This is a genomic window from Actinomadura pelletieri DSM 43383, from assembly GCF_003634705.1.
In the GTDB taxonomy this organism is placed as follows: Bacteria; Actinomycetota; Actinomycetes; order Streptosporangiales; family Streptosporangiaceae; genus Spirillospora; species Spirillospora pelletieri.
Genome location: NZ_RBWU01000004.1, coordinates 553,974 through 574,194 on the forward strand (window position 1 = coordinate 553,974; position 20,221 = coordinate 574,194).

Consider the following 20,221-nt stretch of genomic DNA (forward strand, 5'->3'; position numbering starts at 1 on the left):
TCTACCCGTCGGCGGAGGGCCCGCCAACTCTTTTTCCGGGTCCCCCGCGCGGGGGAGGCGGATCGGTCGCGGCGGGGAGGTACCGGCCCGGGGCCGGCGCACACGATCAGGCCATGGCCTCCATCCTCGGCAAGCACTCCCGTCCGGACTCCGACGACCGTGCGGACTCCGACGACCGTGGTGACCGCGCCGGCGCCGCCGACCACGCACCCGAGCACAGTTCGCCCTCCGCCGCGGGCCGGGCGTGGGCGGCGCGGGGGCGGCTGCCGCTCGTCGCGTGCGCCTGGGTCGCCGCCTACGGCGCCCTGCGCGTGTACTGGGCGTCCGGGCACCGTCCCGACGACCTGTCGCCCGTCGGCACCGACCTGGTCGCCTTCACCGGCTGGGCCGCCGCCGCGCTGTGCGGGGCCACCGCCGTGGTCCTGGCCGCGCTCGCCGTCCCACGCGCCGCCACGCTCGGGCCGCTGCCCCGCCGGGCCCTGTCGGCGGCGGCGTGGACGGCCGCGCTGTGCCTGGTCGCGTCCGGTGCGCTGCTGCTGCTCGACGTCATCGGCGCGGTCCTGCCCGGCCTCGGCGTCCGGTTCTACCCCCTCGGCGCGCTCAGCCGCGCCGCCTGCGTCACCGGCGGGATCCTCACCGGCCTGTCCGCCCGCGCCCACGCCCGCCGCGTCCGCCCCGGATGCGTCCGCTGCGGCCGCCGCCCCGGCGCGGCGGGACCGCTCACGCACACCCCGGCGTGGGCGTTCGCGGCCGCCTACCTCGCCGTCGCCGGATGCCTCACCCGCGTCGCCGCGCAGGCCGCCGTCGGGTTCGGCCGGTCCCCGCTGTCCGGCGGCCCCTCCGCGGTGCTGTTCGAGGCCGGGTTCCTGCTCGGCGGCTGCCTGCTGCCGCCGGCGCTGGTGCACTCCTTCGGCCGGACGTGGCCCCGGTTCGTGCCCGCCCTGCGCGGACGCCGCGTCCCCCGCCGGCTGGTGCTGTGGCCCGGCACCGCGATCTCCGGCGGCCTCACCGTCTACTTCGGGCTGATGCTGCTGCAGATGATCTGGGAACGGCTCCACGGCCGTAACCCGTTCCCCGCCGAGGGCGGCCTGGACCTGCCCGAGTCGTTCTTCTGGGTCGCCGTCCCCTCCTACCTGCTGTGGGGCGCCGGGATGGCCGTCGCCGCCCACGCCTACGCCCGCCGCACCCGCGTCCCCTGCCCGTCCTGCGCGCCCACACCGGAACCGGCGGCCGACTTCGGAAGTTATGGTGATTTGGGGGCGGATCGCGACGAGGGGAGTGGCCGTGGACGACAACGACACCCGGAACGACACCCTGCACGACGCCGTGGAACCCGCCGACGCGCGCGGTGAACGGGCCGACGGCCCCGACCGTCCCGGCACCGGCCTCGCCGAACGCGCCGGCCGCGCCGACCGGGCCGCCGCCGCGCGGCTGGAAGAGCTCTGGGACGCCCTGGCCCCCGCCGCCGCGCGGATCGCCGCCACCGCCGGTGAGCCCGTCGCCGCGGCGGCCCGCGACGCCGCCGCCGTCGCCGCGACCCGCGTCCTGGACCAGATGGCGGGAACACCGGTGATGAAGGCGATCGAACAGGCCGCCCGCGACGCCGCCGTCCGGGTCGCCACCAGCGCCGCCGAACGCGCCGTCACCGAGGCCCGCGACGCCGCCGCGACCAACCCCGCCACCGCGACCGCGTTCGAGGCCGCCGCCACCGCCATGACCCTCGCCGAACAGGCCGCGCAGCAGGCCGCCCGGCACCCCCTCACCGCCGCCGCGCGCCGCCTGGCCACCGGCCACCCCCTGGCCCGCGACGTCGCCGCCACCGCCCGCGGCGTGGCCGGCCGCACCGTCACCGCGACCGTGTCCGCGACCGTGTCGACACCCGTCGTGCAGGCCGCGACCAAGGCCGTCGTGGACACCGCGGTCGACGCCGTCACCGACGCCGCCGTCGACGCCGCCCTGGTCGTCGGCCGCGACATCATCGCCCGCGTCGTCCGCGAGACCGCCGAACAGACCGCCCGCGACCTGGCCGCCGCACTCCGCGACCGCGCCCGCGACACCGCGCACGCCGCCGCCCGGGCCGCCGCGCCGCCCGGCGGCGTCCCCGCCGAACTCGCCCCGCTCACCGGCGCCGCCCGCGCCGCCGGGGACCTGCTCACCGCCGCCGCGGGCAGCGACCTGGCCCGCACCGCCCGGGACCTGGCCCTGCGCGCCACCGCCCGCGCCGCGTCCGCCGCGATCGAGACCGTCCTGCGCGAACTGATCCGCGACGCCCTCAAACTCGCCATGAAGGACACCCTGCGCGGCATCATCGTCGAGGTCTCCCGCGACGTCGTCGTGGACGTCGCCAAGACCACCTGGACCACCGCCACCCGCCCCACCCCGACACCCCCGGCCCCCGTCGTCGTCCAGGCGACCGTGGAAACCGTGGAACCGGCCGACGACCCGTGGGCCCACGCCACCGCCGACCCCACCGACCCCGTCGAGGTCCGCGTCGAGATCACCGCGCCGGCCCCGCCCGACGACCCCGCGCCCCGCCCCTGAACCGGTCCGTGACCAGCCCGGTGACCTGCCCGGTGGCCTGGGCTCGGCCGGGTCGGCGGCGCGTGATGTACTCGAGAACGGGGACCGGACCTCCCGGGCGAGCACGGGCCGACGAAACGGAGGCACACCCGATGGGCGACACTCTCGACGACACCGCCGTCACCGACCGCCTACGCGACCTGCCCGCCTGGACCCGCGACGGCGACCGGATCCACCGGCAGGTGAAGGCCCCCTCCTTCCTCACCGGCATCGACGTGGTCACCGACGTCGCCCGCGCCGCTGAGGACGCCGACCACCACCCCGACATCGACATCCGCTGGCGCACCCTGACCTTCACGCTGACCACCCACAGCGCCGGCGGCCTCACCGGTCGGGACTTCGACCTCGCCGCCGAGATCGACCGGATCGCCGACCGGCACGGCGCCCGGTAGCCGCCCGATGTCCGAGCACGGGAACGGACCCGCGGCCGAACGGACGGCGCCACGGACGGCGCCACGGCGGGCGACAGGGCGGGGGACAGGGCGGGGGACAGGGCGGGGGACCGTGCAGGTGGCGGTGTGCGGACCCGCCGACTGCACCGAACGCCAGTGGGACCACGCCTACCAGACCGGGCGGCTGTTGGCCGGGCACGGCGCCGTGGTGATCTGCGGCGGGCTCGGCGGCGTCATGGCCGCCGCGGCCGCCGGCGCCCGCGCCGCCGGAGGCGTCACCGTCGGGCTGCTGCCCGCCGCCGACCGGGCCGCCGCCGGACCCGACCTGACCGTCGCGCTGCCCACCGGCCTCGGCCAGGGCCGCAACACCGTGATCGTCAACGCCGCCGACGCCGTGATCGTCGTCGGCGGATCATGGGGGACCCTCGCGGAACTGGCACTGGCGATGCGACGCGGCACCGTCCCCGTCGTGCAACTCGGCGGGTGGCGGATCCACGACGAGGACGGACACCCCGTCGGCGGAATCGTCCACGCCACCGATCCGGCCGACGCGGTCCGCGCCACCGGACTGTTCGACCCGTAACCCCCGGGGGCGGAGCGGGACAGTCACGGCCGTGCCGCCGGCGAGGCCGACTTCACCTCGCGCGATGTGCCCTCGGACCCGATTCCCGTCGCCGTTCGGACGTCGGCGCGTGCCCGAAGGGCGCTTCGACACGTGAGCCCAGGGCGTGTCGACGCGGCATCGGAGCTTCGTCGAGACGGGCCGGTCGGCGCCGAGCCAGGACACGGCTGGCCTCCGACGCCGGCTCAAGCCGACTGAGTCTGCGCCGTCGCCGCCACGATTCAAGGGTTCGGGTGCCACTGGCATGGCTCGCCCCCTGGGAGTTTCGGCGACCCTTCCGGGATTGTCGGGTGATCGTCTCCCGTTCGTCCGAGGCCGCGCGGCGATCACCTCGGCGGCAGGTTCCGGTCGCGCAGCGGGACGTCCGGGTGCACCGGACGCCGGAGCGAGGCGGGCGACGCGGCCTAGTGGGCGGAGTAGCCGCCGTCCACGAAGATCGACTGACCGGTGACATAGGACGCCGACGCCGACGCCAGGAACACCGCCGCGCCCGCGAAGTCCTCGGCCAGGCCGTTACGGCCGGTCATCGTCCGGGCCGCCAGGGCCCGTGTCATCTCCGGGTCCGACGCCAACCGGGCGTTCAGCGGCGTCATCACGAACCCCGGCACCAGCGTGTTGGCGGTGACACCGCGGCTCGACCACGCCTCGGCCTGCGACCGCGCCAACGCCACCAGCCCCGCCTTCGACACCCCGTAGGCGCCGCTGGTCACCGACGCCCGGAACGCCTGCTGGGACGCGATGTGGACCAACCTGCCGAACCCCCGCGCGGCCATCCCCGGACCGAACCGCTGCCCGAGCAGGAACGGCGCGTCCAGGTTCACCGCCATCGTGGTGTCCCACACGTCCGCGCCGAGCTCGTCCATCGGCGGCCGCAGGTTGACCGCGGCCGCGTTCACCAGGATGTCGGGCTCCCCGAACACCGCCGCCGCGGCCTCGGCGGCCCGCGCGACCCCGTCCCGCGAACCCAGGTCGGCGCTCACCCACGCCGCCCGGCAACCGTGCCCCTCCAGGTCCCGGACGGTCGCGGCCAGCTCGGCCTCCCGCCGCGCCACGATCACCACGGACGCGCCCGCCCGTCCCAGCGCCTCGGCGATCGCCCGGCCGATGCCCGAACTGCCGCCCGTCACCACCGCGACCCGGCCCTCCAGCGAGAACAACTCCGACAGATACGGAAGCGGTGACCGGTGATCGCCCATGACCGAACAGTGTACGGGCGTCGAAGACGGCCGCGCGGGTCACCGACAGTCCTCACCGTCAGTGCCCGCCGGTTGCTCATGATCGGCGACCCCCACGAGCAGGCGCCTCGACGGACGACGGGCGAACGACCCAGGCGGAACCAGGCAGGTGGCGGGGGTTGGGGACCAACGCGGGCGCAGGGCGAATCGCCGGCCCCACACGGCCCAGGCGACCGCCAGGATCCTCACGACTTATGGTCCCCGTGGGCAGACGCCTCGACGGACGACGGGGCGGACAATCCAGATGGGACTGGGTTGGTGCGGGGTTGGGGACCGTCGCGGGCAGGGCGAATCGCCGGCCCCGCACGGCCCAGGCGACGGCGGGCGGCCGGCGCCCGCCTTGCCGTCAGGCGCCCGCCAGGGTCCTCATGACCTACGGTCCCCGTGGCAGGCGTCTCGACGGATGATGGGGCGGACGACGGGGCGAACGATTCAGACGGGACCGGGCCGGTGGCGGGGTTGGGAACCCGTCGTGGGTAGGGCGAATCGCCGGACGCACACGGCCCGGGCGACCGGCCTCGCCGTCAGGTGGTCGCCGGGGCCCTCACGATCGACGGTCCCTGCGGGCAGGCGGCGCAATGGGCTCGGAGGCGGACGATTCGGAGGGCGATTCGGAGGGCGATTCGGCGGAGGACCTGGCGGGCCGCGCGGCCTGACGTCTGCGCCGGCGGGCCTCCCGCACCGTGACACCCACCGCGACCAGGATCGGCCCCCAGAACTTCGCGGTCGCCAGGATCACGGTCACCCACGGCGGTACCGACACATCCGGCGGATCGGGCCACGGCACGTCCGGCCAGGGAATGTCCGGACGCGGGATCGACGGCAGGTCCACTCCCGGCAGCCGCACGTCCGGCGACGGCAACGCCCTCAGCAGCGCCCGCACCAACAGACCCAACCCCAGCAGCGGGAACAGGACCCGCCCGACCGCCACCACCACATGCCGCGAGGCGTACAGGGTCGGATGCGCCCGCGCCAGCGCCTCCCGCCGCGCCGCCCGCGTCCCCTCCGCGGGCTCGAACGCCACCCGCTCCGCCCCGACCTCCTCGCCCTCGTTCCGAGCCTCGTCACGGTCCTTGTTCAGGTTCACCGTCGGGGCCGAGTCGGGGATGGTCGCGGTGTCCGGCCCCGCCTCGTCCTCGCCGGGGGTGGACGGGACCAGGTCGCAACGTGCCGCCTGCCCGTCGACGAACCCGAGCGCGTCGAACCCGACGACGACGCTCGACCCGCCGGACGGCTCCCCGTACGGAAGGGTCGCCGTCAACCAGTCGGTCGTGGTCTCCCCGGCGAGGTCACCGTCCACGAACAGCCGCACGACCCGGTTCCACCCGACGCGCCCGGTCTCCACCTGCAGGCGGCGACCGTCGTGGACGAGCGTCCAACGGCCCGCGGGCCCGCCGCTCAAGGAGATGCCCCCAGTCATACCCCCGATTCTCGGCGGCGCCGGCGGCGCGGGAATCGCCCGAACGGCCACGCCCGGTAGACCAAAGTCGACACGCCCGCGGACCGGGGTCGCCGGCCGGCCCCCGGGGTCAGGGGAAACGCCACCGGGTCGCGCCGAACGGCTCGCGGATCCCGACCGCGACGACGGTGTGGAAGGTGAACCGGTACACGTGCCAGGGCGGCGGGCCCGCGCTCTGCGCGCTGAACGGCGCGGTGACCGCGTCGCCGTCCACCCGCGCGGGCCAGCCGCCCTCCCGGTAACCGGCGGCGACCGGCTCCAGCACCGCCGGGTCGGTGACGCGCCGCGCCTCGCCCTCCAGCACCACGTCCGCGATCGGGGTGCGGACCGACAGCGTGCACGCCGGGTTCGCCGCCAGGTCACGGGACTTGCGGGTGCCGGGCCCGCTGGTGAAGTACAGGTCGCCGTCATGCCACAGCGCGCCGACGCCCGCCGCGTGCGGACGGCCGTCGGGCCGGACCGTCCCCAGGAACACCGGTGTCTCCATCTTCGGCAGCGCCTCGACCAGCGCGTCCCGCACCGCGTCCCACGCCAGCTCACCACCGCCGTAGATGTCGAGGTTCCGGGCGTCGCCGGGCTCACGGTCACTCATCGTCGTCCTCGCCTTCCTCGTCGGAACCGTTCCCGTCGAAGGTGCCCCCGTCGGGTCGGGTCTCACCCGATGTCGACCGCGCCGGGCGCGGGAACTCATCGCCGCCCACGCCCCGGGCCACCAGTTCCTCCAGCAGCGCCTGCACCGCCGGGGGACGCGGACCCGCCGGGACCAGCGCGCTGATGCGGCGGCGGCCGACCCCGGGCACGTCGCGGGACGCGACGCCCGGCTCGGTGTGCAGGCCCAACGCCAGCGCCGGCAGCGTGGTGACCGCCAGACCCCGAGCGACCAGCCGCTGGATCGCGACATGGTCTTCGGTGGCGTAGGCGATGTCGGGTTCGAAGCCCGCCCGCGCGCACGCCCACCGCAGGTGGTCGCGGCACCGCGCGCACCCCGACGCCCACGTCTCGGCGGCCAGGTCGCCCAGCCGCGGCCGGTCCGCGGCGGTGACCGGATGCCCGGCCGGGACGACCACGCGCAGCGGATCGTCGCCCAGCACCACCTCCCGGAACCGCGCGTCGGTGTCGGGACGCATCTGCGCGTACCGGAACACCACCGCGATGTCGGTCTCCCCGGCCCGCAGCAGGCCCAGCGCCTCGGTCGGGTCGGCGTCCGCCAGCGTCACCGACACGCCCGGCGCGCGGGCCCGCAGCCCCGCCAGCGCGTCGGGCAGCAACCCGCCCGCCGCGGTCTGGAACACCGCCACCCGCACCCGCCCGGCCCGCAACCCGGCGATCGCGGCGATCCGCTCCTCGGCGTCGTCCATCCGGGCCAGGACGTCCTCGACGTGCTCGACCAGGATCCGGCCCGCCTCGGTCAACCGCACGCCCCGGCCGTGCCGCACCACCAGCGGCGTCCCGACCTCGGCCTCCAACCGCGCGATGTGGTGCGACACCGCCGGCTGGGTGTAGGCCAGCGCCCGCGCCGCCGCGGTCATCGACCCCAGCCGCGCCACCTCCCGCAGGATCCGGCCCCGATGCAGGTCCAACATCCCCACAAACTATCAACCCCGTTTATGGGTCACCCAGGTAACCGTACTTTGTGCTATGGCCGGGGTGTGGTCGACGATCAGTGCATGACCCTTTCCGTGCAGGACGCGCAACGCCGCTTCGGCGCCGACGTCGCCTACCTCAACACCGCCACCTACGGCCTGCCGCCCCGCGCCGCGCACGAGGCGATGCTCACCGCCGAACGGGACCGGGCCGCCGGGCTGATGACGCCCGCCCTGCTGGACGAGGCGGTCACCCGGTCCCGGGAGGCGTTCGCGCGGCTGCTCGGCGTGCCCGCCGCGCGGGTCGCGTGCGGGCCGCAGGTGTCCCACTTCGTCGGGCTGGTCGCCGCGTCGCTGCCGCCCGGCGCCACCGTCCTGGTCGCCGACGGCGACTTCACCTCGCTGCTGTGGCCGTTCGCCGCCCGCGCCGACCTGACCGTCCGGTCGGCGCCGCTGGACCGGATCGCCGACCACGTCGACGCCGCCACCACCCTGGTCGCGGTGTCGGCCGTGCAGTCCGCCGACGGCCGCGTCGCCCCCCTCGACCAGGTGATCGGCGCCGCCCGCGCGCACGGCGCCCGGATCCTGCTGGACGCCACCCAGGCCGCCGGATGGCTGCCGCTGCCCGCCGACCGCGTCGACTGGCTGGTGTGCGGCGGCTACAAGTGGCTCCTCGGCCCCCGCGGCACCTGCTTCCTCACCGGCACCGCCGAGGCCCTGGACGCCCTGCCCGCCCTCGCCGCCGGATGGTACGCCGGCGCCGACATCTGGGACTCGGTGTACGGGCTGCCGCTACGTCTGGCGCGGGACGCGCGGCGCCTGGACCTGTCCCCGGCGTGGCAGTGCTGGGCCGGGCACGCCCCCGCCCTGGAACTGCTGGAACGCGTCGGCGTCACCGCCGTCCACGACCATGACGTGCGGCTGGCGCGGCGTTTCCGCGCGGCGCTGGACCTGCCGGCCGACGACCTGGCGGACGGGTCGGCGATCGTGTCGGTCGCCGTCCCCGACGGCACGGCCGACCGGCTCCGCGCCAACGGGGTGATCGCGTCGATGCGGGCGGGACGGCTGCGCTGCGCCTTCCACCTGAGCACCACCGACGCCGACGTCGACAAGGCCGCCGCCCTCCTCGCGCCCCTGCTCGCCCACGCCTGACCCCACCCGCACCCCCGAAGGGCCCGCAGCCGGGGGCGGGAAGTCCTTACGAGGTGCGAACGGCGCGCCGCGGCGGGCCCGTCACCGGCCGTCCGGCGCCCGCGGCGTTCTACGTTCGTCGGCATGAACGTACTGCTCACCGGGTCGGCCGGGTTCATCGGCTCCCACATCGCCGAGGCCCTCACCGCCGCCGGCCACCACGTCCGCGGCCTCGACACCCGGCCCGGCCCCCACGGCCCCGCCGACACCACGGTCGGCGACGTCAGGGACGCCGACGCGGTCGCGCGGCGGCTGAAGGGCGTCGACGCCGTCTGCCACCAGGCCGCCAAGGTCGGCCTCGGCGTGGACGTGTCCGACCTGCCCGACTACACCTCCGTCAACGTGCAGGGCACCGCCGTGCTGCTGGCGCAGATGGCCCGCGCCGGAGTCGGCGTCCTGGTCCTTGCGTCCTCGATGGTGGTGTACGGGGAGGGCGCCTACACCTGCGACCGGCACGGCCCCGTCCGCCCCGGGCCGCGCCCGGAGGACGCGCTGCGCGCCGGACGGTTCGAACCCGACTGCCCCACCTGCGGGCGCCCCCTCGCCCCCGCCGCCGTGGGAGAGGACGCCCCACCCGACCCCCGCAACGCCTACGCCGACACCAAACTCGCCCAGGAACACCTGGCCGCGTCGTGGGCCCGGGCCACCGGCGGGACGGTCGCGGCGCTGCGGTACCACAACGTGTACGGGCCGCGGATGCCCCGCGACACCCCCTACGCGGGCGTCGCGGCGATCTTCCGGTCGCGGCTGGCGAACGGCCGGGAGCCGCTGGTGTTCGAGGACGGCGGACAGCGCCGCGACTTCGTCCACGTCCGCGACGTCGCCCGCGCCAACGTCCTGGCACTCGAACACGCCGCCACACCCACGACCACACCGCCCACGACCACACCGCCCACGACCGAACCGGGCACGACCGAACCGGGCACGACCGAACCGGGCACGACCGCCACGGGCACGACCGCCACGGGCACGACCGCCACGGGTGGGCTCGAGCCGGGTGGGTCGCGTGCCTACAACATCGCCAGTGGCATGCCCCGCACGGTCGGTGACCTGGCCGCCGCGCTGGCCGACGCGGTCGGCGGGCCCGCGCCGCGCGTCACCGGCGACTACCGGCTCGGGGACGTCCGCCACATCGTCGCCCGCCCCGACCGGGCCCGCCGCGAACTCCGATTCACCGCGTCGGTCACGTTCGACGACGGCATCGCCGAGTTCGCGCGACGCCCCGTCACCAGTTCGTAAGGGTCGCCCGACCGTCACCCACAGTAACGTCGGAGCCGTGATCGATGTGATTCTCCCGTGCCTCAACGAGGCCGAGGCGCTGCCCTGGGTCCTGGGCCGGATGCCCGCTGGGTTCCGGCCGCTGGTCGTCGACAACGCCTCCACCGACGGCTCCGCGCGCGTCGCCGCCGGGCACGGCGCCCGGGTCGTCGCCGCACCCGACCGCGGCTTCGGCGCCGCCTGCCACCAGGGGCTGCTGGCCGCCCGCACCGACGTGGTGTGCGTGATGGACGCCGACGCGTCCCTGGACCCCGCCGACCTGCCCCGCCTCACCGCCGCGCTGCACGCCCAGCGGGACGGCGGCGCGGCCGGGCTGGTGCTCGGCCGGCGCCGCCCGACCGGGCGCGGCGCGTGGCCGCCGCACGCCCGGCTCGGCAACGCCGTCCTGGCCCGGTCCCTGAACCGGCGCGCCGGCACCCGCCTGCACGACCTCGGCCCGATGCGCGCCGCCCACCGCGACGCGCTCCTCGCCCTCGACCTGACCGACCGCCGGTTCGGGTACCCGCTGGAGATGGTGCTGCGCGCCGCCCGCGCCGGCTGGCCGATCGGGGAGGTCGACGTCGCCTACCGTCCCCGCACCGGGCACTCCAAGGTCACCGGGACCCTCGGCGGGACGGTCCGCGCCGTCCGCGACATGCGCCGTGTCATGCGCCGCGTCCTGACCGAGGTGACCCCGTGACCCCTGCGGCGGGCGGTGGCCCGGCGGACCTGATCGTGATCGCCAAGGAGCCCGTGCCGGGGCGGGTCAAGACACGGCTGACCCCCGCCTACACGCCCGCCGAGGCCGCCGCGCTGGCCGAGGCGGCGCTGCGCGACACCCTCACCGCCGTCGCCGCGACCCCGGCGGGGCGTCGCATCCTCGCGTTGGACGGCGCGCCCGGGCCGTGGCTGCCCGCCGGGTTCACCGTCACCGTCCAACGCGGCGACGGCCTGGACGAACGGCTGGCCCACGCGTTCACCGACGCCTGGGCGGGCCGCCCGCTGGTCCTCATCGGGATGGACACCCCGCAGGTCACGCCCGCGCTGCTCGCCCGGGCCCAGCGGGCCCTGCGCCGCCGCGCCGCGGTGTTCGGCCCGGCGACCGACGGCGGGTTCTGGTTGCTGGGACTGCGGCGCCCCGACGCCCGGCTGCTGCGCGGCGTCCCGATGTCGCGCCCCGACACCGGCGGCGCGCTGCTGGCGCGGCTGCGCGCCGCCGGACTGGACGTCGCCGAACTGCCCGCCCTCACCGACGTCGACACCCCCGCCGACGCCGCGTCCGTCGCCGCCGCCCTCACCCGTGACGGCCGCCCGCACGGCCGGTTCGCCGCGACCGTCCACGCACTGTCTCGGAACGCACAGTCCCGGAACGCGCCGACCCAAGACGCGCGGGACGGCCGGGGTGTTCCGGCGTGATCGGTGAACTGTACGAGGACGCGTTGCGCGGTGGCGGCCCGGTCGAGATCGAACACGCCGACGGGCGCCGCAGGCCCCTGCCCGTGCGGGAATGGCTCGCGGACCGGCCCGGCGACGGCGGGCTGCTGGCCCGCTGCCACGGCGCCACCCTCGACGTCGGATCGGGGCCGGGCCGCCTCACCGTGGCACTGGCGCGGCGCGGCGTCCCGGTACTGGGCATCGACATCGCGCCCGCCGCGGTCGCGTTGACGGTCGCCGCGGGCGGCCCCGCGCTGTGCCGGGACGTGTTCGGCCGCGTCCCCGGCACCGGACGGTGGCGGACCGTGCTGCTCGCCGACGGCAACATCGGCATCGGCGGCGACCCCGCCGCGCTGCTGCGCCGCGTCCTGACGCTGCTCGCCCCCGACGGCCGGGTGTTGGTCGAGGTCGACCCGCCCGGCGCCGCGTCCCACGTGGAGCCGCTGCGGCTGCGGTCGGGCCGCGCGGTCGGCGCGTGGTTCCCCTGGGCGCACGTGGCGGCCGACGCCGCCGCCGGGCTCGCCGCCGCGTGCGCCGCGACCGTCACCGACACCTGGGAGGAGGCGGGCCGATGGTTCGTCGCCCTCCACCGCTGAACCTCCCCGCGGCCCTGGCCCGCCTGGCGACCCGCCGACCGTGGACGGGACCACCGGCGATACCGCACCGGGTGCTGCGCGTCGGGCCGGACGGGGTGTCGGGGCGGTTCACCAGCCGTCTGCACGACGAGCGGGTCGCGGCGTGGCTGGGCGTGGCGCTCGGCGTGAGTTTCGTGTCGGCGTTCGCGACCGGGCTGATCTCCCACTTCATGCAGCACCCGCCCGGCTGGGCGCAGTGGCCGTCGCGTCCGGTGAACCTGTACCGGGTCACCCAGGGCGTCCACGTGATCGGCGGGCTGGCGACGGTGCCGCTGCTGCTGGCCAAGCTGTGGACGGTCTACCCGAAGCTGTGGCAGTGGCCGCCCGTCCGGTCGCTGACGCACGCGGCACGCCGGCTGGCGATCTTCGCGCTGGTCGGTGGGGCGCTGTTCCAGACCGTCACCGGCGTGCTGAACATCGGGTACTGGTACGCGTTCCCGTTCCTGTTCACCACCGCGCACTACTGGACCGCCTACATCGTTTTCGGCGCGTTGCTGATCCACGCCGCCGACCGGTGGCCCGCCACGCGGCGCGCGGTGATGACCCGCCCGCAGGACGCGGTGGGCCGCCGCGGGTTCCTGCTCACCGTCGCCGCCGCGAGCGGGGTCATCGCCGCGACCACGGTCGGGGAGACGTTCGCGCCGCTGGCGCGGCTGGCGGTGCTGGCGCCGCGCCGACCCGGCCACGGGACCCCGGCCGGACCCCGTGACCTGCCGGTCAACAAGTCCGCCGCCGCCGCGGGGGTGACCGTGGCGGCCCGCGACCCCGGCTGGCGGCTGACGGTCACCGGACGTGTCCGCCGCGAACTCGTCCTGTCGCTGGAGGAGCTGCGCGCCCTCCCGCAGCACTCGGCGCGGCTGCCGATCGCGTGCGTGGAGGGCTGGAGCGTCGACGGCGACTGGCGCGGGGTGCGGCTGCGGGACCTGCTGGCCCTGGCCGGCGCCCCCGACGACGCGCGGGTGCGGGTGGAGTCGCTGCAGGCCGCCGGGATCTACCGCACCTCGCAGGTCGACGCCCGGCACTGGCACGACCCGCTGACCCTGCTGGCCCTGGACCTGGGCGGCGCGCCCCTCGACCTCGACCACGGCCGACCGTGCCGCCTGATCGCGCCCAACCGGCCCGGGGTCATGCAGACCAAATGGGTGCACCGGCTGGTGATCACATGAGGGTCGTCGTGACCGTGGCGGGACTGGCGCTGATCGCCTGGGGCGCCTACGGGATCGCCGCGCACGTCGACGCCGCCGCGTGGGCGGTGTGGTTCGCCGGCGCCGCGGTCCTGCACGACGCCGTCCTGGTCCCGGTGGTGCTGGTGGCGGGCGTGGCGACCGGGCGGCTGCCCGGGCCGTGGCGGCGCGCCGCGCGGACCGCGCTGGTCATCGGGGGAGCGGTGACCCTGGTGGCGGCGCCGCTCGTCCTCGGGTACGGGCGCCGCGCCGACGAGCCGTCCCGCCTGCCGCTGCCCTACGACCGCAACCTGGCGGTGGTGCTGGCGGTCGTGGTGGTGCTCTGCGCGGCCGGGCCCCCGGCCAGGTCCGCGGGGTCCGTGGCGGGGTTCGCGGGGTCCGTGGCGGGGTTCGCGGGGAAGGTCGTGGCCCGCCGGGCCGCCGCGCGGCGGGAGAGGCGCCGATGACGCCCACCCCGACCCGCGACCGGACCCGCGCCCGGATCGGCACCCGGACCCGAAGCGCGCCGTGGGGGACGGGAGGGCGGTGGGCCGGGTGGGGCGCCGTGGCGGTGTGGGCGGTCGGGATCGCGGCGGCGTTCACGGTCGGCTGGTATCTGCGCCGCGCCGGCCTGGCCACCGAGGACGACCTGCCGCCCCTGCACGCGCGGGCCCGGGAACGGCCGCTGACCTGGGATCTGCTTCCCGTCGTCGGCGTCGCGGCCGCCGCCGTGGTGTTCCTGCCGGTGCTGGCGGCGCGGCTGCCGTGGCGGACCCTGCCACCGGTCGCGTGGGCGGCCGCCGCGGTGTGGACGGTGGCGCTGGCCGCCACCGACGGGTGGGACGCGCTCGCCCGGCCCCTGGACGCGCCGACCGAGTACCCGGCGGGCCTGGCGCAGCTGCGCCCGGACCCCCTGGAGTGGCTGCGGACGTTCACCGAACGCCTCGGCGGCTACACCACCCACGTGCGGGGGCATCCGCCGCTGCCGACGCTGGTGCTGTGGGCGCTGGAACGCGTCGGGCTCGGCGGCACCGGCTGGGCGGCCGCGTTCCTCATCGCCGCGGGCACCTCCACGGTCGCCGCGGTCGCGGTGACGGTGCGGTGCGCGGCCGGGGAACGCGCGGCGCGGGCGGCGGTGCCGTTCCTGGTCCTGGCGCCGCTGGCGCTGTGGGTCGCGACCGCGATGGACGCGTTGTTCATGGCCGTGGGCGCGTGGGGGACGGCGCTGCTCACGGTCGCGGCCCGCCGCGACCGCGGGGGTGTCGGCGCGGTCGCGGCCGCGGTCGCGGCCGCGGCGGGCGGTGGGCTGCTGCTGGGCTGCCTGCCGTACCTGAGCTACGGGCTGTTGCCGCTGGCCGCGGTGCCCTTGGCGGCGGTGGTGCTGGTGGGACGGGTGGCGTGCCGTCCCCGCGCGGTCCTGGTGGTCGCCGCGGCGGTGGGTCTGGCGGTGGTGCCGGCGACGTTCACGGCGCTGGGGTTCTGGTGGCCGGACGGTGTCCGCGCCACCCTGGACACCTACCTGGTCAGCCGCGGGTCAGCGCAACGCTCCTACGCGTACTTCTCGGCCGCGAACCTGGCCGTGCTGGGCCTGCTGACCGGCCCGGCGGTCGCGCACGCGCTGCCCCGGGCGGCGGGCGCGCTGCGCGACGCGGCCCGGACCCGGGCCCGGGCCCGCACCCCGGCCGCCGCGGTCGCGGTCCTCGCCGCGGCCGGGCTGGTCGGGGCGCTGGCCTTGGACGTCTCGGGTGTGACCAGGGGAGAGGTGGAACGGATCTGGGTGCCGTACGCCGTGTGGCTCATGACCGCCGCGGCGCTGCACCGTCCCCCGGCCCGGGCGTGGCTGGCGGCGCAGGCGGCGACCGCGGTGACCGTCCAGGCGCTGGTGCTGTCCCCCTGGTGACCCACCCCCCGGGGGGACGGCACCCCTCCTGCCGCTTCTCACCTGCGCCGACACCTCCCAAGAAAAATCTTGAAGAAGAATCCGGTGGCATGTCGAAACGGTGGGGCCGTGCGCGACGCGTCAGTGAAAGGCCGATGAGACCCGCACGGAAGGACCCCCGTCATGACCGCCACCCAGACCCCCGCCACCACTCCCGCCACCGGCCCTGCCCCCGCCTTCGCTGTGGAGGGTGGTCGCCGCCCGCTCCGGAAGGTGCTGTGGGCCGCGCAGATCCTGCTGGCGGCGTTCCTGTTCTTCGCCTCCGCGCTGCCGAAGTTCGCCGGGCAGTCCGACGCCGTCACGACCTTCACCGAGATCGGCTGGGGCCAGTGGCTGCGGTACGTGACCGGGACCGTCGAGGCCGCGGGGGCGATCGGCCTGGTCGTCCCGCGCCTGGCGGGACTCGCGGCGACCGGGCTGATCGGGCTGATGGGCGGCGCCGTCCTCACCCAGCTGCTGGTGCTGGAGCCGCTGTGGAGCCTGCTGCCCGCCGCGTTCGCCGTCGTGTTCGCCGCGGTCGCCTGGGACCGCCGCGCCGAGTCCCGCCGGGTGCTGGACGCGGTGACGCGCCCCCGGGGATCGGCCCGCCGACACTGACCGGCGCCGCCCGTCCGGAAGAAAAACCGCACGCCACGCTGTGGACTTTGCCAAGGAGGCGGGGGAACCAGCGCAAGATGGCTACCGTTCTCGTTAGACAGACGAACACGGGCGGGTGACAACGAGCCCGCACGGGCCGATACGGAGGTAGACACAGTGGGAGTCAGTCTGAGCAAGGGCGGCAACGTCTCGCTGACCAAGGAGGCTCCAGGACTGACCGCCGTCGTGGTCGGTCTGGGCTGGGATGTGCGGACCACGACCGGGACCGACTTCGACCTGGACGCGAGCGCGCTGCTGTGCTCGACGGAGAACAAGGTCTTGTCGGACCAGCACTTCGTGTTCTTCAACAACCTCAAGAGCCCCGACGGCTCGGTGGAGCACACCGGCGACAACCTCACCGGTGAGGGCGAGGGCGACGACGAGCAGATCAAGGTGAACCTGGCCACCGTCCCGGCCGAGGTCTCCAAGATCGTGTTCCCGGTGTCGATCTACGACGCCGACGGCCGCCAGCAGAACTTCGGCCAGGTGCGCAACGCCTTCATCCGCGTGGTGAACCAGGCCGACAACAGCGAGATCGCGCGCTACGACCTGTCGGAGGACGCCTCGACCGAGACCGCAATGGTGTTCGGCGAGCTGTACCGCAACGGCGCGGAGTGGAAGTTCCGCGCCGTGGGCCAGGGGTACGCCTCCGGCCTGTCCGGCATCGCGTCCGACTTCGGCGTCAACGTCTGAGCGTGACCGTGGGCGCGTGACGCGCCGTGGCGGGGCGTCCCCGAGGGCCATCCTCGGGGACGCCCCGCTTTCACGTGCCGGAGGTCACGCGGCCACCGGGCCCGGGGACCGTCCGGGCGGCGATCTCCGCCTGCGACACTGGGGGCATGAGCGAGCGTGGGCCCATCGACTACTGGCTGTCGGACATGGACGGGGTGCTGGTGCACGAGGGACGTCCCGTCCCCGGCGCCGAGGAGTTCATCGGCCGGCTGTCGGCGTCCGACAAACCGTTCCTCGTCCTGACCAACAACTCGATCTACACGCGCCGGGACCTGTCGGCGCGGCTGGCGGCCGCCGGGCTCCGCGTCCCCGCCGAATCGATTTGGACGTCGGCTCTCGCCACGGCTCGATTTCTTGCGGACCAGCGGCCCGAGGGGTCGGCGTACGTGATCGGTGAGGCGGGCCTGACGACCGCGCTGCACGAGTCGGGGTTCGTGCTGAGCGACATCGACCCCGACTACGTCGTCCTCGGCGAGACCCGCACCTACAGCTTCTCCCAGATCACCCGGGCGATCCGGCTGATCGAGGGCGGCGCGCGGTTCGTCGCGACCAACCCCGACCCGATCGGCCCGTCCCCGGAGGGATCCCTGCCGGCGTGCGGCGCCGTCGCCGCGATGATCACCCGGGCGACGGGGGTGGAACCCTACTTCGTCGGGAAACCGAACCCGTTGATGATGCGGACCGCGCTGAACGTGGTCGGCGGGCACAGCGAACGCACCGCGATGGTCGGCGACCGGATGGACACCGACATCGTCGCCGGTGTCGAGGCCGGGCTGGAAACGATCCTGGTGCTGACGGGCGTGACCGGCAAGGACGAGATCGCCCGGTTCCCGTTCCGGCCGCACCGCGTCGTCGCGTCCATCGCCGACCTCATCGACCTGGTGTAAAGCATCCGGGCGATGTCGCCCTCGTCCAAGAAGCCCGGGCCTTGCCGGCGCGCACGCGGCGGTGAGCCTCGAAGACCGAGCCGCGCGCCCGCGCCGAGGAGTACGGCGATCTCGTCGACGTCCGGTACGGCGCGGAGGCGACCGGGCTCGCGCAGGACGCCGACCAGGTCACGGCGCCGACGAGGTCACGGCGCCGACGACGGACCACCGCGACGGGCGCGCAGAGGACCCTGCGCGCCCGCCATGTGAGCGGCGGCGCCGGGGCCACCTTCATCGCGATCCCGTCGGGGACGGGCCCCGCGGTGCGCTCGAACGGGCACCACGCCCTACACTCGGGGCGGCCATGCGCACGATCAGACAGGCGGGTACCCGGGAGCTGGAGGTCCGGCGGTCCCGGTTCGTGTGCACCCTCGCCCGCGCCGCCGACGAGGACGAGGCGACCGAGTTCCTGGCCCGGCACCGGCGGGCGCACCACGACGCCACCCACAACTGCACCGCCTACGTCGTCGGTGAACACGGCGAGATCACCCGCAGCAACGACGACGGTGAGCCCGCGGGCACGGCCGGGATCCCGATGTTGCAGGTGCTGGTGCGGCGCGGTCTGACCGGCACGGTCGCGGTCGTCACCCGCTACTTCGGCGGGGTGAAGCTCGGCGCGGGCGGCCTGGTCCGCGCCTACGGGCAGGCCGTCGCCGACACCGTCGACGCGGTGGGGGTGGTGGACCTGCTCCCGGTGGTGACGGTCACGGTGGGCGTGGAGCACGCGCTGGCGGGACGGTTCCTCGGCGACCTGCACGCGCGGGGAGTGCGGCCCGGCGACGTCCGCTACGGCCGCGACGTGCAGGCCGACGTCGCGGTCCCGGCCGACGACCTGGAGGAGTTCGAGGCCTGGGCGGAACGGATCACCGCGGGACGGGTGACGCTGCGGCGCGGCGCCCACGGCCACATCGAGGTCCCCACCACCCCCTGAGCGGAACGGCCGTGGACGGTCGGACGCGGGGTGCCGGGTGCGCCGGTCAGCCGCCGAGGTTCTCCAACGCGACGTCCAGGCGCTGCGCGAGGTTCTCCAACTGTTCCTCGTTGGCGCCGGTGTCGAGTTCGGCGATCACCGCGTCACGGGTCGTGATGACCAGCGCGTCCTCGGGGCCGTCACCGCGACCCGGATCGACGGGGACGACGGTGGCGCGGCCCTCGACGACGACGAGCGCGGCGTCGCGGTGGGCCGAGCCCAACAGGGCGTGCAGATGCTCGGCGGTGATCGTCGGCATGGGGTGACCTCCAGGGTTGTCCGCACCGGGGACGCCGGTGGCGGGGGTGGTCAGGGACGGCGGCCGACACCGGAGGCGACCTCGCCGACCCGGCCCGGCCCACCGGCTCCGGGCGCCAGCGGCGGGGTGCCGCGCCCGGCTCCGGTCCGCAGCCCCTCCAGAAACTCGGTGATCGCGTCCCGGGCGGTGTGCCGCGGCGCCCAGCCGAGCACGTCACGGGCCCGGGCGGTGTCCATCAACGGGACCTGCAGGACCAGGTCGAACAGGCCGGGGGACGCGGGAACCAGATGCAACGTCCACGCGGCGGCCAGCGCGGCGCGCGCCCCCCGCACCGGGACACGGACGGTGCGCGCGCCGAGGATGTCGGCGAGCTCGGCGGCGTCCAGCACCGGTTCGGCGGCGATGTTGAACGCGCCGCGGGCCGCACCGGTGACGGCGAGCCGGAACGCCTCACCCGCGTCCGCCGAATGCAACGCCTGCAGCCGCAGGCCCGGCATGTCCGGCACCACGGGGATCACCCCGGGGCGGACGAGACGGCCCGGCAACAGCGGCCCGGCGAACAGGCGCCGCTGCTGCGACGCGGACTGCCGCTCGAAGATGAACCCCGGGCGGATCCGCACGACCCGGCACGTCGGGTTGCTGGACTCGAAGGCGTCCAGGAGCCGTTCGACATAGGCCTTCTCACGGCTGTAGGCGGCGCCGGGCCACCCGTGCGTGGGCCACGACTCGTCGACCGGCCGGTCCTTGGGGCCCGGCGAGTACGCGCCGATCGACGAGGAGTACACCAGCGCGGACACGCCCGCCCGCGCGGCGGCGTCGAACACGCGGGCGCTGCCGACGACGTTGGCGTCCCAGGTCACCGCCGGACGGTGCGTGGGCTGGAACAGCCACGCCAGGTGCACCACGACGTCCGCGCCCCGCATCACCGGGACCAGGTCGCTGTCGGTGACGTCCGCCTCGACCCACTCGACCGCGTCACCGCCCGGGGCGGTGCGGCGGTCGGGTCGGCGGCGCGCCAGCCCGGTGATCGCGGTCACCGCCGGGTCCGCGGCGAGCGCGCGGACCGTGTTGGTGCCGATGTTCCCGGTGGCGCCGGTGACGACGACGCGCATCTCACCCTCCCCTTCGTCGGACCACCCACGGGACCGCCCCATTCCCCCCACACGCCGATATATACCCACCCCACCCCGACCACCCGAACAGCCGCG

Annotated in this window: 22 protein-coding genes; 16 read left to right on the plus strand and 6 right to left on the minus strand. The window is 75.8% G+C overall.

The genetic code is table 11. The features are described from left to right. Positions 1-113 precede the first annotated feature (113 nt). From BZB76_RS20515 to BZB76_RS20530, 4 genes are all read left to right on the plus strand, one after another. Complete coding sequence (locus tag BZB76_RS20515; protein WP_121435979.1) at positions 114-1,352, plus strand: hypothetical protein; 1,239 nt, start codon at positions 114-116, stop codon at positions 1,350-1,352. Then, positions 1,285-2,541: a hypothetical protein gene (locus BZB76_RS34850; RefSeq protein WP_170180687.1), complete on the plus strand. Its 1,257-nt coding sequence runs from the start codon at positions 1,285-1,287 to the stop codon at positions 2,539-2,541. Before BZB76_RS20515 ends, BZB76_RS34850 begins: the two co-directional genes overlap by 68 nt. Positions 2,542-2,672: 131 nt before the next feature. Continuing rightward, complete coding sequence (locus BZB76_RS20525; protein WP_121435980.1) at positions 2,673-2,972, plus strand: 4a-hydroxytetrahydrobiopterin dehydratase; 300 nt, start codon at positions 2,673-2,675, stop codon at positions 2,970-2,972. 112 nt (positions 2,973-3,084) lie between these two features. Next, positions 3,085-3,555, plus strand: coding sequence for a TIGR00725 family protein (locus tag BZB76_RS20530; protein ID WP_246007074.1), 471 nt, complete (start codon positions 3,085-3,087; stop codon positions 3,553-3,555). A gap of 443 nt (positions 3,556-3,998) precedes the next feature. On the opposite strand, the gene BZB76_RS20535 is transcribed toward BZB76_RS20530, so the two are convergent. From BZB76_RS20535 to BZB76_RS20550, 4 genes are all read right to left on the minus strand, one after another. Continuing rightward, complete coding sequence (locus tag BZB76_RS20535) at positions 3,999-4,790, minus strand: SDR family NAD(P)-dependent oxidoreductase (RefSeq protein ID WP_121435982.1); 792 nt, start codon at positions 4,788-4,790, stop codon at positions 3,999-4,001. 583 nt (positions 4,791-5,373) lie between these two features. Continuing rightward, on the minus strand, positions 5,374-6,249 hold the full coding sequence (locus BZB76_RS20540; RefSeq protein ID WP_147449480.1) for a hypothetical protein: 876 nt from the start codon (positions 6,247-6,249) through the stop codon (positions 5,374-5,376). Between the two features lie 109 nt (positions 6,250-6,358). Further along, positions 6,359-6,880, minus strand: coding sequence for a pyridoxamine 5'-phosphate oxidase family protein (locus BZB76_RS20545; protein WP_121435984.1), 522 nt, complete (start codon positions 6,878-6,880; stop codon positions 6,359-6,361). Continuing rightward, positions 6,873-7,871, minus strand: coding sequence for a LysR family transcriptional regulator (locus BZB76_RS20550; protein ID WP_121435985.1), 999 nt, complete (start codon positions 7,869-7,871; stop codon positions 6,873-6,875). The genes BZB76_RS20545 and BZB76_RS20550 overlap by 8 nt, the downstream gene beginning before the upstream one ends. A gap of 84 nt (positions 7,872-7,955) precedes the next feature. Between BZB76_RS20550 and BZB76_RS20555 the strand changes: the two genes are divergently transcribed. From BZB76_RS20555 to BZB76_RS20610, 12 genes are all read left to right on the plus strand, one after another. Beyond that, complete coding sequence (locus tag BZB76_RS20555; protein WP_121435986.1) at positions 7,956-9,023, plus strand: aminotransferase class V-fold PLP-dependent enzyme; 1,068 nt, start codon at positions 7,956-7,958, stop codon at positions 9,021-9,023. A 123-nt stretch (positions 9,024-9,146) separates the two neighbouring features. After that, positions 9,147-10,301, plus strand: coding sequence for an NAD-dependent epimerase/dehydratase family protein (locus BZB76_RS20560; RefSeq protein ID WP_121435987.1), 1,155 nt, complete (start codon positions 9,147-9,149; stop codon positions 10,299-10,301). Positions 10,302-10,338: 37 nt separating this feature from the next. Next, entirely contained in the window at positions 10,339-11,019 is a 681-nt protein-coding gene (locus tag BZB76_RS20565; protein WP_211343089.1) for a glycosyltransferase family 2 protein, read from the plus strand. Continuing rightward, on the plus strand, positions 11,016-11,735 hold the full coding sequence (locus BZB76_RS20570; protein WP_121435988.1) for a TIGR04282 family arsenosugar biosynthesis glycosyltransferase: 720 nt from the start codon (positions 11,016-11,018) through the stop codon (positions 11,733-11,735). The genes BZB76_RS20565 and BZB76_RS20570 overlap by 4 nt, the downstream gene beginning before the upstream one ends. Continuing rightward, positions 11,732-12,349, plus strand: coding sequence for a class I SAM-dependent methyltransferase (locus tag BZB76_RS20575; RefSeq protein ID WP_121435989.1), 618 nt, complete (start codon positions 11,732-11,734; stop codon positions 12,347-12,349). The genes BZB76_RS20570 and BZB76_RS20575 overlap by 4 nt, the downstream gene beginning before the upstream one ends. Beyond that, positions 12,325-13,554 carry a molybdopterin-dependent oxidoreductase gene (locus BZB76_RS20580; protein WP_121435990.1) on the plus strand — a complete coding sequence of 410 codons (1,230 nt, stop codon included), beginning with the start codon at positions 12,325-12,327 and terminating at the stop codon, positions 13,552-13,554. Before BZB76_RS20575 ends, BZB76_RS20580 begins: the two co-directional genes overlap by 25 nt. Continuing rightward, entirely contained in the window at positions 13,551-14,018 is a 468-nt protein-coding gene (locus BZB76_RS20585; RefSeq protein WP_121435991.1) for a hypothetical protein, read from the plus strand. Before BZB76_RS20580 ends, BZB76_RS20585 begins: the two co-directional genes overlap by 4 nt. Further along, a complete protein-coding gene (locus BZB76_RS20590; RefSeq protein WP_121435992.1) occupies positions 14,015-15,451 on the plus strand; it encodes a hypothetical protein in 1,437 nt (478 codons plus the stop codon). The genes BZB76_RS20585 and BZB76_RS20590 overlap by 4 nt, the downstream gene beginning before the upstream one ends. Before the next feature lie 162 nt (positions 15,452-15,613). Further along, positions 15,614-16,087, plus strand: coding sequence for a DoxX family protein (locus BZB76_RS20595; protein ID WP_121435993.1), 474 nt, complete (start codon positions 15,614-15,616; stop codon positions 16,085-16,087). A 156-nt stretch (positions 16,088-16,243) separates the two neighbouring features. Next, positions 16,244-16,819, plus strand: a complete 576-nt coding sequence (locus BZB76_RS20600; protein WP_121435994.1) for a TerD family protein — start codon at positions 16,244-16,246, stop codon at positions 16,817-16,819. A gap of 146 nt (positions 16,820-16,965) precedes the next feature. Further along, positions 16,966-17,745 carry an HAD-IIA family hydrolase gene (locus BZB76_RS20605; protein ID WP_121435995.1) on the plus strand — a complete coding sequence of 260 codons (780 nt, stop codon included), beginning with the start codon at positions 16,966-16,968 and terminating at the stop codon, positions 17,743-17,745. A 343-nt stretch (positions 17,746-18,088) separates the two neighbouring features. After that, positions 18,089-18,715 carry an IMPACT family protein gene (locus BZB76_RS20610; RefSeq protein WP_121435996.1) on the plus strand — a complete coding sequence of 209 codons (627 nt, stop codon included), beginning with the start codon at positions 18,089-18,091 and terminating at the stop codon, positions 18,713-18,715. Positions 18,716-18,761: 46 nt separating this feature from the next. Here the strand turns inward: BZB76_RS20610 and BZB76_RS20615 are convergent, their stop codons facing one another. Together BZB76_RS20615 and BZB76_RS20620 are read right to left on the minus strand one after the other, a co-directional pair. Further along, positions 18,762-19,013, minus strand: a complete 252-nt coding sequence (locus tag BZB76_RS20615; protein ID WP_121435997.1) for a hypothetical protein — start codon at positions 19,011-19,013, stop codon at positions 18,762-18,764. Between the two features lie 50 nt (positions 19,014-19,063). After that, positions 19,064-20,125, minus strand: a complete 1,062-nt coding sequence (locus tag BZB76_RS20620; RefSeq protein ID WP_121435998.1) for an NAD-dependent epimerase/dehydratase family protein — start codon at positions 20,123-20,125, stop codon at positions 19,064-19,066. Positions 20,126-20,221 lie beyond the last annotated feature (96 nt).

Bases quoted from the DNA above. Each gene is read 5' to 3' on its own strand.
- BZB76_RS20515 (WP_121435979.1), top strand. From the start codon at position 114: ATGGCCTCCATCCTCGGCAAGCACTCCCGTCCGGACTCCGACGACCGT.
- BZB76_RS20525 (WP_121435980.1), top strand. From the start codon at position 2,673: ATGGGCGACACTCTCGACGACACCGCCGTCACCGACCGCCTACGCGAC.
- BZB76_RS20535 (WP_121435982.1), bottom strand. From the start codon at position 4,790: ATGGGCGATCACCGGTCACCGCTTCCGTATCTGTCGGAGTTGTTCTCG.
- BZB76_RS20540 (WP_147449480.1), bottom strand. From the start codon at position 6,249: ATGACTGGGGGCATCTCCTTGAGCGGCGGGCCCGCGGGCCGTTGGACG.
- BZB76_RS20545 (WP_121435984.1), bottom strand. From the start codon at position 6,880: ATGAGTGACCGTGAGCCCGGCGACGCCCGGAACCTCGACATCTACGGC.
- BZB76_RS20550 (WP_121435985.1), bottom strand. From the start codon at position 7,871: ATGTTGGACCTGCATCGGGGCCGGATCCTGCGGGAGGTGGCGCGGCTG.
- BZB76_RS20555 (WP_121435986.1), top strand. From the start codon at position 7,956: ATGACCCTTTCCGTGCAGGACGCGCAACGCCGCTTCGGCGCCGACGTC.
- BZB76_RS20560 (WP_121435987.1), top strand. From the start codon at position 9,147: ATGAACGTACTGCTCACCGGGTCGGCCGGGTTCATCGGCTCCCACATC.
- BZB76_RS20580 (WP_121435990.1), top strand. From the start codon at position 12,325: ATGGTTCGTCGCCCTCCACCGCTGAACCTCCCCGCGGCCCTGGCCCGC.
- BZB76_RS20585 (WP_121435991.1), top strand. From the start codon at position 13,551: ATGAGGGTCGTCGTGACCGTGGCGGGACTGGCGCTGATCGCCTGGGGC.
- BZB76_RS20590 (WP_121435992.1), top strand. From the start codon at position 14,015: ATGACGCCCACCCCGACCCGCGACCGGACCCGCGCCCGGATCGGCACC.
- BZB76_RS20595 (WP_121435993.1), top strand. From the start codon at position 15,614: ATGACCGCCACCCAGACCCCCGCCACCACTCCCGCCACCGGCCCTGCC.
- BZB76_RS20605 (WP_121435995.1), top strand. From the start codon at position 16,966: ATGAGCGAGCGTGGGCCCATCGACTACTGGCTGTCGGACATGGACGGG.
- BZB76_RS20610 (WP_121435996.1), top strand. From the start codon at position 18,089: ATGCGCACGATCAGACAGGCGGGTACCCGGGAGCTGGAGGTCCGGCGG.
- BZB76_RS20615 (WP_121435997.1), bottom strand. From the start codon at position 19,013: ATGCCGACGATCACCGCCGAGCATCTGCACGCCCTGTTGGGCTCGGCC.
- BZB76_RS20620 (WP_121435998.1), bottom strand. From the start codon at position 20,125: ATGCGCGTCGTCGTCACCGGCGCCACCGGGAACATCGGCACCAACACG.